Origin of the sequence: Sphingomonas sp. (assembly GCF_017304635.1) — a bacterium.
Lineage (GTDB): Bacteria > Pseudomonadota > Alphaproteobacteria > Sphingomonadales > Sphingomonadaceae > Sphingomonas.
In genome coordinates this window covers 191,551-201,358 of the sequence record NZ_JAFKMA010000001.1, presented here as the reverse complement: position 1 = coordinate 201,358, position 9,808 = coordinate 191,551, and the positions used below count along the sequence as shown (strand labels likewise).

Annotated in this window: 8 protein-coding genes; all 8 read left to right on the top strand. The window is 67.2% G+C overall.

What is annotated here, in order from left to right; all coding sequences use genetic code 11:
- Nucleotides 1-30: 30 nt before the first annotated feature.
- The 8 genes from ptsP (at nucleotide 31) to J0I47_RS00970 (ending at nucleotide 9,796) form a co-directional block, all read left to right on the top strand.
- Nucleotides 31-2,496, top strand: a complete 2,466-nt coding sequence (ptsP, locus tag J0I47_RS01005; RefSeq protein ID WP_294044580.1) for a phosphoenolpyruvate--protein phosphotransferase — start codon at nucleotides 31-33, stop codon at nucleotides 2,494-2,496.
- Entirely contained in the window at nucleotides 2,493-4,196 is a 1,704-nt protein-coding gene (nagE, locus tag J0I47_RS01000) for an N-acetylglucosamine-specific PTS transporter subunit IIBC (protein ID WP_294044579.1), read from the top strand. Before ptsP ends, nagE begins: the two co-directional genes overlap by 4 nt.
- A gap of 89 nt (nucleotides 4,197-4,285) precedes the next feature.
- Nucleotides 4,286-5,137 carry an IclR family transcriptional regulator gene (locus J0I47_RS00995; RefSeq protein WP_294044578.1) on the top strand — a complete coding sequence of 284 codons (852 nt, stop codon included), beginning with the start codon at nucleotides 4,286-4,288 and terminating at the stop codon, nucleotides 5,135-5,137.
- A gap of 5 nt (nucleotides 5,138-5,142) precedes the next feature.
- Entirely contained in the window at nucleotides 5,143-5,484 is a 342-nt protein-coding gene (locus J0I47_RS00990; RefSeq protein ID WP_294044577.1) for an L-rhamnose mutarotase, read from the top strand.
- A 7-nt stretch (nucleotides 5,485-5,491) separates the two neighbouring features.
- Nucleotides 5,492-6,385 carry a sulfate adenylyltransferase subunit CysD gene (gene cysD, locus J0I47_RS00985; RefSeq protein ID WP_294044576.1) on the top strand — a complete coding sequence of 298 codons (894 nt, stop codon included), beginning with the start codon at nucleotides 5,492-5,494 and terminating at the stop codon, nucleotides 6,383-6,385.
- Nucleotides 6,386-6,416: 31 nt separating this feature from the next.
- A complete protein-coding gene (gene cysN / locus J0I47_RS00980) occupies nucleotides 6,417-8,291 on the top strand; it encodes a sulfate adenylyltransferase subunit CysN (protein WP_294044575.1) in 1,875 nt (624 codons plus the stop codon).
- Nucleotides 8,292-8,342: 51 nt separating this feature from the next.
- Nucleotides 8,343-9,077: a TlyA family RNA methyltransferase gene (locus tag J0I47_RS00975; protein ID WP_294044574.1), complete on the top strand. Its 735-nt coding sequence runs from the start codon at nucleotides 8,343-8,345 to the stop codon at nucleotides 9,075-9,077.
- A 167-nt stretch (nucleotides 9,078-9,244) separates the two neighbouring features.
- On the top strand, nucleotides 9,245-9,796 hold the full coding sequence (locus tag J0I47_RS00970) for a TspO/MBR family protein (RefSeq protein WP_294044573.1): 552 nt from the start codon (nucleotides 9,245-9,247) through the stop codon (nucleotides 9,794-9,796).
- Nucleotides 9,797-9,808 lie beyond the last annotated feature (12 nt).

Sequence of the window (9,808 nt, the reverse complement as noted above, 5' to 3'; positions counted from 1 at the left end):
CACCGATGCGGGCCGTTCAGGAGTGGGCGCATGACCGACATCACCTTGCTCGCCCCGCTCGCCGGTTGGGCGATGCCGCTCGCCGAGGTGCCCGACCCCGTCTTCGCGCAAGGGATGATGGGCGATGGCGCGGCGATCGATCCGACCGGCGACACGCTGCATGCGCCGTGCGCCGGCACGATCCTGACGATCCACGACGCGCGCCATGCCATCACGCTGGCGACCGAGGACGGCGTCGAGTTGCTGATGCATATCGGCATCGATAGCGTCGCGATGGCGGGCGACGGGTTCACCGCGCTGGTGAAAGCGGGCGATCGTGTGGCGACGGGCGATCCGTTGATCCGCTTCGATCTCGACCGGCTGGTAACGCGCGCGAGCGCGGCGGCGACGCCGCTGATCGTGGTCGGCGAGGACAGCCATGTCACATGGCGCCATGCCGGCGGCATGGTCGCGGTCGGCGAGTTGGTGCTGCGCATCGAGCGGACCGCACGCGAGGCCGGCGCGGCAAGCGGCGGCCCGACGCTGGCGCGCCGCGTGCGAGTGGATTTGCCACACGGCCTGCATGCTCGCCCGGCCGCGCGGATCGTCGCAGCGTTGCGCGCGCTCGACGCCGATGCGACGCTGGAGCTTGGCGACAAGCGCGCTTCAGCTGCGAGTTCGATCACGATGCTCGGGCTCGGCCTGAGCCACGGTGCCGAGCCGACAATCATCGCAACGGGCAAAGATGCCGCCGCCGCGATCGACGCCATCGAAGCGCTGCTGGCGCATGAGGTCGAAGCCCCGGTGGCCACCAGCGTTCCGGCGCCTGCCCCGTCGCTCGCTCGACCGGAAGCCGCGATCCCGGGTGTCGCCGCCGCCCCCGGACTGGCGATCGGTTCAGCGCATTGGCTGCGCCGCATTCGCCCGGAACCGCCGGCGCGCGGCGACGGCGTCGCGACCGAGCGCGAGCGGCTGACGACGGGAATCGCGGCCGTCAGCGCGGAACTCGACGAAGCCGCGCAACGGCCCGGCGCCACCGCCGGCATTTTCGGCGCGCATCGCGAAATCCTCGACGATCCGACGCTGCTAACGGCCGCGATCACCGCCATCGAAGCCGGCGACAGCGCCGCCGCCGCGATCATGGCCGCGACCGAGTCGCAGGCCGCCGGCTTGCGCCAGAGCGGCGACGCGCGGATCGCCGAACGCGCCGACGATATCGTCGATGTCGGCGAACGCGTCGCCCATGCCATCCTGGGCACGCACGGCGGACAGGCCGCGCCACCGGCTGGCGCGATCGTGCTGGCGGACGACCTGTTGCCGTCGCAATTCGCCGCGCTCGATGCGGCGGGCGTAGCCGGGGTCGCGCTGGTTCGCGGCGGACCGACCGCGCATGTCGCGATCCTGGCGGCCGGTGCCGGCCTGCCGATGGCGGTCGCGCTCGGCGAGGCACTGGAATCGATCGCCGACGCCGTGCCGGTCCTGCTCGACGGCGATGCCGGCTTCGTCGTCGCGTCGCCCGATGCGGCATTGCGCGGCCATGCCGACGCGACGATCGCTCGCCGCCATGCCGCCGAGGCGCGCGCGCGCGACATCGGCAGCGCGTCGGTGGCGACGGCGGACGGCATCGCGATCGCCGTGCACGTCAATTGCGGGTCGGCCGCCGACGCGGCCGCCGGCATGGCGGCGGGGGCGGACGGCTGCGGATTGCTCCGCACCGAATTCCTGTTCCTCGATCGCGACGCCGCGCCCGATGTGGCCGAACAGACAAAAGCGTATCGCGCGGTGCTCGACGCGCTGCCCGATCGCCCGGTGACGATCCGCCTGCTCGATGTCGGCGGCGACAAGCCCGCCCCCTATCTGGCGCTGCCGTCCGAAGAGAATCCCGCACTCGGGCTGCGCGGGATCCGCGTGGCGCTGGCTCGTCCCGATATTCTCGAGGCGCAGGTGGCGGCGATCCTGGCGCTGAACGACGATACGCATGCCAGGATCATGGTACCGATGGTCGCGAGCGCGAGCGAAGTCGCCGCCGTCCGCGCCGTGCTCGACCGGGTGCGCGGCGACCGCACGATATCGCTGGGGGCGATGATCGAGACGCCTGCTGCCGCGATCGGCGCCGATCTGATCGCTCGCGAGGCCGACTTCCTGTCGATCGGCAGCAACGACCTCACGCAATACACCCTGGCCGCCGATCGCGGGAATGCGGGGGTTGCTGGAATGCTCGACGGGCTACACCCGGCCGTGTTGCGATTGATCGGCGAGACCTGCGCGCGCGCCGGTTCGACGCCGGTCAGCGTCTGCGGCGGATTGGCCGCCGATCCTCTCGCCGCGCCGATCCTGATCGGGCTCGGCGTGCGCACGCTCTCGGTGCCGCCGTCGCGCGTCCCCGCGACCAAGGCGCTGGTCACCGCGATCACGCTGGCGGCCGCCACCGACCATGCTCGCACCGCGCTCGCCTGCGCCGCCGCGACCGAGGTTCGCGACCTCGCCCGCCGCTTCGCCGAGGAGAACGGCCGATGACCCTCACGATCCGTTCGCCGATGCCGCTGTTGCAGACGCTGGGCCGCGCGCTGATGCTGCCGATCGCAGTACTGCCGGTCGCGGGCCTGTTGCTGCGACTGGGGCAGCCGGATCTGCTGAATATCGGCTTCGTGAGCGCGGCGGGCGATGCGATCTTCCAGCATCTCGGGCTGCTGTTCGCGGTCGGCGTCGCGACCGGGGTAGCGCGCGACGGCAACGGGGCCGCTGCTATGGCAGGAGTCGTCTGCTATCTGGTGATCGGCAATGCCAGCCAGGTGTTCCTCGTGGTGCCGCCGGACACGGTCCCGCCGGGCACCGCGTCGGCGATCGCCACAACGCTGACCGCGGCATGGAAGGCCGCAGCGATCGACAAGCTGCAGGTGCCGATCGGCATCGTCGCCGGGCTGGTCGGCGGCGGCTTCTACAATCGCTTTTCGACGGTCAGGCTGCCCGATTATCTGGCCTTTTTCGGCGGGCGGCGGCTGGTGCCGATCCTCGCCGGTGTCGCGGGACTCGGCTTCGCCGCCTTGCTCGGCCCGAGCTACGGCGCGATCGCCGCCGCGGTCGACGCGCTCAGCCACGGCATCGTCGCAACGGGAGCATGGGGATTGTTCGCGTTCGGCGTGCTCAACCGGCTGCTGATCGTCACCGGGCTGCACCACATCCTCAATAACGTCGCCTATTTCCTGGTCGGCGACTATCACGGCAAGACCGGCGACCTGACGCGCTTCTTCGCCGGCGACCCGAGCGCGGGGGTGTTCATGAGCGGGTTCTTCCCGGTCATGATGTTCGGCTTGCCCGCCGCCTGCCTCGCCATGTACCGCTCGGCCGCCCCGACGCGACGGCCGGCGGTCGGCGGCCTGCTGCTGAGCCTCGCGCTGACCTCGTTCCTGACCGGCGTTACCGAGCCGATCGAGTTCAGCTTCATGTTCCTGGCCCCGGTGCTATACGTGATCCACGCGCTGCTGACCGGCCTTGCCGAAGTGGTGATGTATGCGCTCGGCGTGCGGCTGGGTTATGGCTTTTCGGCCGGTCTGCTCGATTACATCCTCAACTTCGGCCGCGCCACTCGCCCGATTCTGCTGCTGCCGGTCGGGCTGGCCTATGCCGTCATCTATTACGCCACGTTCCGCTGGTTCATCGTCCGCTTCAACCTGCCGACGCCGGGCCGCGAGCCGCTCGATACCACCGCGCCGGCCGCGCCAGTAGCGGCGGACGACAAGGCTGCGGCATTCGTCGCGGCGCTGGGCGGTCGGGACAATCTTTGCCAGATCGACGCGTGCGCGACACGGCTGCGACTGGCGGTCGCCGACGCCAACGCGATCGACGAACCGGCCTTGCGCCGGCTCGGCGCGCGCGGCGTGCTGCGCCCCTCGCCGACCACCGTGCAGGTGATCGTCGGCGGCATCGCGGATGGTCTCGCGATGGAGATGCGGACGGCGCTCGATCAATCGGCGTCAGCGCCGACGCCTTCGCCGCCGTCACCCGGGGCGGCGACCTCCCTCCCCCAACCCTGGCTCGCGGCGTTGGGCGGCGAGCATAACGTCGAAATCTGTTCGGTCGTGCCTGGCCGGATCAGGGCCACGCTGGCGCACGCCGACCGGATCGACGTGTCCGCCCTGGCCTCGCTCGGCGCGCGCTCGGTCGTCTCGCCGGCACCCGACGTCGTCCATGTGCTGATCGCTCCCGATACGCTCTAACCCGTTGAGATCGTGCGATCCACGCCGCCAATGCCGCCGTCCCGGCAGAGGCATGACAAGCCCGTCACCGGTCGTTACCATGCCCGACAATGGCTGATCGCACCGCTTCCGCCGACAAATCGTCGGCATCGCCCAACTACAGCGCGCCCGCGCTCGAAAAGGGCATCGACATCCTCGAACTGCTCGGCGACGAGCCGTTCGGGCTGACCATCACCGAAATCGCGCAGCGGCTCGGCCGGTCGGTCAGCGAACTGTTCCGCGTCGTCGTCGTGCTCGACCGTCGCGGCTGGCTGCACAAGGACATGGCCAGCGACCGCTATCGGGTGACCTACAAGCTGCTCGAACTGGCGCATCGCGCGACCCCCGCGCAGGAACTGACGCATGTCGCGACCCCGCTGATGCATGCACTCGCCGCAGCCGCGTTGCAGTCGTGCCATCTGGTCGTCGTCAACGGCGCGCGCGGGCTGATCGTCGCGCGCCAGGAAAGCCCCGACACCGCCGGGTTCGCGGTGCGGCTGGGCACCGCGATCGACCTTCAGACCACGTGTTCGGGCCGCGTGCTGCTCGCCTTTGCCGAGGACGACCGGCGGGCCGACCTGCTCGGCAAGTCGGCGCCGCGCGCGCTCACCGACCAACTGGCCGCGATCCGCGCGCAGGGCTACGCGACCAGCCCCAGCGCGCGGATGGCCGGCGTGTCCGACCTGTCCTGTCCGATCTTCGGGTTCGACGGCCATGTCGTCGCGGCGCTGACCATCCCCTTCCTCGCCGCGATCGACGATGCCCCGCATCTGTCGTTCGACGAGACGCTGGCGCTGTTGAAGGCGACCGCGACCGACATTTCCTCGATCCTCGGCTGGTACGACCGCGAGGCGGCGCCGGTCGTGCCGCGGCTGTCGGTCGCAACCCCGCCGCGCCGCCAGCGGCGCGTCCGAGCCGACTGACCACTGTGGCGCAACACGTCCTGCTCCTCGACCTGGCCGACGATGCCGACTTGATCGCGGAATATGAAGCGCATCACGCCGCCGGCCGCGTCTGGCCCGAGGTAACCGCCGCGATCCGCGCGTCGGGCATCCACGCCATGCGCATCTATCGTCTCGCCACACGCCTGGTGATGGTCATGGAAACCAGCCCCGATTTCAGCTTCGAAGCGAAAGCAGCAAGCGACGCCGCCGACCCCGTAGTGACGCGTTGGGAAACCCTGATGCAACGCAGCCAGCGCGCGCTGCCCGGCGTCGCCGAGTGCCACTGGCAACGCGCCGCACAGATTTTCAATCTGGCCGACCAGTAAGCGTACGATGCTGACGCACCTGCAGCGCCTCGAAGCGGAAAGCATCCACATCCTGCGAGAGGTGGTCGCCGAAACGCGAAATCCCGTCATGCTATTTTCGGCGGGCAAGGACTCCGCCGTGATGCTGCACCTGGCGCGGAAAGCATTTTATCCATCGCCACCGCCCTTCCCGTTGCTCCACGTCGACACGACTTGGAAATTCCAGGCGATGTACGACTTCCGGGACCGCGCCGCACAAGAGAGCGGCATGACGTTGATCGTCCACCGCAACCCGGAAGCCGAGAAGCGCGGCATCAATCCGTTCGACCACGGCTTTCTCCATACGACGATGTGGAAGACCGACGGATTGAAGCAGGCGCTGGATACGTTCGACTTCGATGCTGCATTTGGTGGCGCGCGTCGGGACGAGGAAAAGAGCCGCGCGAAGGAACGTGTCCTGTCATTCCGATCGGCCAGCCATCGCTGGGACCCGAAGGACCAGCGGCCGGAGCTTTGGCATCTCTACAATGCCCGCAAGAATCGTGGCGAAAGTCTCCGGGCCTTTCCGATCTCCAACTGGACCGAAGCCGACGTCTGGCGGTATATCTGGGCCGAGAACATTCCGGTCGTGCCGCTCTATTTCGCTGCCAAACGACCAACAGTGGTTCGCGACGGACAACTGATAATGGTCGACGACGATCGGCTACCGCTGATGCCGGGCGAAGTGCCGGTCGAACGATCGATCCGGTTTCGCACGCTGGGCTGCTATCCGCTGACGGGCGCGATCGAAAGCGAAGCGACGACCCTGCCGCAAGTCATCCGGGAGAACCTGATGGCCGCAACATCGGAACGTCACGCGCGCGCCATCGATCACGATCCGGACATGTCGATGGAGATGAAGAAGCAGGACGGGTACTTCTGATGCGCCCCGTTCGGAAGACCCGAGATGGCTCATGGTAAGCGAGCCTGACGTCGCGGCATTTCTCACAGAAGACAAGTCGCTGCTGCGCCTCATCACGTGCGGCTCGGTTGACGACGGGAAATCGACGCTGGTCGGGCGGCTCCTGTACGACAGTAAGGCGGTGCTGGCGGACCAATTGACGTTGCTCGAAGCCGACTCGCGCCGTTTCGGCACCCAGGGCGTGCAGCTCGACCTAGCGCTGCTCGTCGACGGGCTCGCCGCCGAACGCGAGCAAGGCATCACCATCGACGTCGCCTATCGCTTCTTCGAAACCGAGCGACGCAAATTCATCGTCGCCGATACGCCTGGACATGAACAATATACCCGAAATATGGTGACCGGCGCGTCGACTGCCGACCTGGCCGTGATCCTGGTCGATGCGCGCAGGGGTGTGCTCACCCAGACGCGGCGGCATTCCTACCTCGCGTACCTGCTCGGTATTCGAAACATCGTCCTGGCGATCAACAAGATGGATCTGGTCGGCTACGATCGGGCGACATTCGACGCGATCGTCGCCGAGTATCGGGCGTTCGCCGACACGCTGGCGATCGAGCATTTCGTGCCGATCCCCGTCTCCGGGCTGGTCGGCGACAATGTGACGAACCGCTCGGACAACACGCCTTGGTATGGCGGCCCGAGCCTGATGGAATATCTGGAGACGGTGGACGTCGGTCAGGTCGCACAGCAAGTGGCACCGTTTCGTCTGCCGGTTCAATGGGTCAACCGGCCGAACCCCGATTTCCGTGGCTTTGCCGGCAGGATCGTCGGCGGGCGGATCGCAGCGGGCGATGAGGTCCGCATCCTGCCGTCGGGCCGGACGGCGCAGGTCGATCGCATCGTAACGATGGACGGCGACCTGCCGAGCGCCGCCGCGGGTCAGTCCGTGACGCTGACGCTGACCGATGCGGTCGACTGTTCGCGAGGTGATGTGATTGCAAGCACGTCCTCGCCGCCGCAGATCGCCGACCAATTCGAATCGACCATCATATGGATGGCGGATGACGAGATGCTGCCGGGGCGCTCGTACTGGCTGAAGCTCGGAACACAGACGGTCACTGCCAATGTCCAGCAGCCGAAATACCAGATCAACGTCAATTCGATGGAACATCTGGCGGCGCGAACGCTGGAACTGAACGCGATCGGCGTCGCCAACCTTTCGACCGACCGGCCGATCGTCTTCGAACCCTACGCCACGAGCCGCGAACTCGGCGGCTTTATCCTGATCGACAAGGTCACCAACGCAACGGTCGCCGCCGGACTGATGCACTTCGCGCTACGCCGCAGCCAGAACGTGCATTGGCAGGCGTTGGACGTCGGTCGCGAGCATCACGCCCGGTTGAAGGGGCAAAAGCCTGCGGTGCTGTGGCTGACGGGCCTGTCCGGGGCGGGCAAATCGACGATCGCGAACCTGATCGAAAAGAAGCTGTCGCTGCTCGGTCGGCATACGTTCCTGCTGGACGGCGACAATGTGCGACACGGGCTCAACCGCGACCTTGGCTTCACCGACGCAGATCGCGTCGAGAATATCCGGCGGATCGGCGAAGTCGCCAAGCTGATGACCGATGCCGGCCTGATCGTCATCACGGCCTTCATCTCGCCATTCCGCGCCGAACGGGCGACGGTCCGCCAGATGATGGCGCCGGGGGAATTCATCGAAATCTTCATCGACACGCCGCTCGCGGTGGCAGAAGGGCGCGATACCAAGGGTCTCTACAAGAAAGCGCGGTCCGGCGAGCTCGTGAACTTCACGGGGATCGACAGTCCGTACGAAGTGCCCGATCAGGCCGAAATTCGCATCGATACGACCGCCATCAGCCCGAATGAGGCAGCCGAGATGATCGTTTCGGCTCTGATGGAACGGTACTAGATCGTAATACGCGGCGATTGCGACCAGTGTAATTTGCAGGCAATCGGCCCTATGGCCAAGCAACGCATCGACCAGTTGCTCGTGGAACGCGGGCTCGCCGAATCGCGGACGCGGGCGCAGGCGCTTATCATGGCTGGATTGGTGTTCGTCGGCGAACGCAAGGTCGCGAAGGCTGGTGAGGCGGTCGCGCCCGATGCGGCGATCGAGGTGCGTGGGCGCGACCATCCGTGGGTCTCGCGCGGCGGTATCAAGCTCGCGCATGGGCTCGACCATTTCGGTTGGGACGTGAGCGGCACCATCGCGATCGACGTCGGCAGTTCGACGGGTGGCTTTACCGACGTGTTGCTCAGTCGGGGCGCGAGCCGCGTTTACGCCGTGGACAGCGGTACCAACCAGCTGGCGTGGAAGCTGCGCCAGGACGATCGCGTGATCGTCCACGAACAGACCAGCGCGCGGGTGCTGACCGCAGCGCACATTCCCGAACCGGTCGACCTGATCGTCTGCGATGCGAGCTTCATCGGGTTGGCCAAGGTGCTGGACGTGCCGCTCGGGTTCGCGAAGCCGGGCGGTCGCCTGCTCGCGCTCATCAAGCCGCAGTTCGAGGCGGGACGGAACGAGGTCGGCAAAGGTGGCGTCGTGCGCGATCCCGCCGTCCATGTCCGCGTGTGCGACGAAGTCGCGGCATGGCTGAGCACGCAAGGCTGGCGAGTCGAAGGTGTGACACCCAGCCCGATTACCGGGCCGGAGGGCAATGTCGAATTCCTGATCGGCGCGCATCGTTCCTGATTTCCATCGTTGCGAGCGTAGCGAACCAATCCAGGGCGTCCTGGTCCGGCGTTGGATTGCCTCGCTGTGCTCGCAATGACGAGATCAGGACGGTTTGGCCGTCGATCCGCTTGCCTTCGTCGCCCACCCGCGACAGGGGAGAGCGGACGCCATCCGAGAGGACGAGCATGGAACTTGCGACCAAGGGACAGTTGCGGTGGGGCTTCCTGCGCTGGGCAGCGGTGACGGTGCCGCTGATCCTGTTGCTGGGTTTCGCCTCGAGCCAGGTCGCGCCGTCGGGCGGCAAGAGCGCGTGGTACCAGTCGCTGACCAAGCCCGCCGTCAATCCGCCCGATTGGGTGTTCCCGGTGGCCTGGAGCCTGCTCTATGTCCTGCTCGGGCTGGCGTTGGCGATGATCCTGAACGCGCGTGGCGCGCGGCATCGCGGGCTCGCGATCGGGCTGTTCGTGGTGCAGATGGCGCTGAACCTCGCCTGGACACCAATTTTCTTCGGTGCGCACAAGGTGCTGGCGGCGCTGATCCTGCTGATCGCGATCTTCGTCGTCGCGCTGATCGCGACGATCGTGTTCGGCCGGATCCGGAGCGCGGCAGCCTGGTTGATGGTGCCGTATCTGGCGTGGCTGTGCTTCGCCGGCGGACTCAACTGGCAGATCCTCCAGCTCAATCCCGGCGCCGACACGCTTGTGCCGCAGTCGTCGGATGCCCAGATGACGATCTGACGCATAATTTTT